General features: G+C 76.1%; 1 protein-coding gene and 1 pseudogene. One reads left to right on the top strand and one right to left on the bottom strand.

Annotation, left to right across the window (positions count from 1 at the left end; genetic code table 11):
* On the bottom strand, window positions 1-417 hold a 417-nt coding region (locus EBH09_RS39185), incomplete at its 3' end, for an enoyl-CoA hydratase/isomerase family protein (protein ID WP_238697419.1).
* A gap of 210 nt (window positions 418-627) precedes the next feature.
* Between EBH09_RS39185 and EBH09_RS23210 the strand changes: the two are divergent.
* A pseudogene (locus EBH09_RS23210) lies at window positions 628-870 on the top strand (hypothetical protein); the annotation flags it as partial.

The raw sequence follows: 870 nt of genomic DNA, 5'->3' as shown, positions 1-870 counted from the left end.
GGGCAGCCCCACCACCGCCGTGGGGTCGGCCACGATCACGTCGCACGACAGCGCCAGCTCGAACCCGCCGCCCAGCGCGAACCCGTGCACGGCCGCGATCGCCGGCACCGGCAGCTCCAGCACCGCGGTGTACGCCCCCCGCGTCACCGGCCGCTGCCGCAGCAGGTCGGCGTCGGAGAAGGAGTTGCGCTCCTTCAGATCGGCCCCGACGCAGAACGCGCGCTCGTGGGTCGAGGTCAGCACCACCACCCGTACGCTCCGGTCCTCGCCCAGCGCCGCGCACGCCGCGCCGACGGACCGGGCCATCGCGGTCGAGACGGCGTTCATGGCCTTCGGCCGGTCGAGCGCGAGCTCCGCGACATGCCCGTCCCCGTGCCGCCGCACCAGGACGAACTCTCCGAACCGCTCCTCGCTCATGACACCCTCCGGTTAACGCGTGTTAACAAGTCGACCACCCGATCATCGCAGGCGGACCCCCGCGGCGAAAGGGCGGACGCGCCCGCTCGCCGCCCCGTCCCGCTTACCCGTTCGGGTGACATCCGGCCGACCGGCGTGTCCCCGCCCACGGCAGCCCGTAGCGTCGCTCCGCCACGGCGCAGGGGGGTCCGTGCGCACCGGGGAGGGATCATGACGACGAGCGGCACGACCGGCACACCGGCGAAACCGCGGCACCCGCGGGGAAACCGTGGCCGGCACCGCAGGCCCCGCCCCCGCAAGGCGGCACTCACCGTCGGCGGCCTCGCCCTGGCGGCCGGCGCCCTGAGCCTCGTACGCCTGCTGCCCGGGCCCGGCGGCGGCGACGTGGGCGGGTACGGCGCCGAGGCCGGGCCGCGCGTGGAGACGGGCGGGGGCCAGGGCACGGCGCCGTAC

The sequence above is a fragment of the Streptomyces sp. E2N166 genome (assembly GCF_003671715.1).
Classification (GTDB): domain Bacteria; phylum Actinomycetota; class Actinomycetes; order Streptomycetales; family Streptomycetaceae; genus Streptomyces; species Streptomyces thinghirensis.
This window is presented reverse-complemented; position numbering and strand designations above follow the sequence as displayed.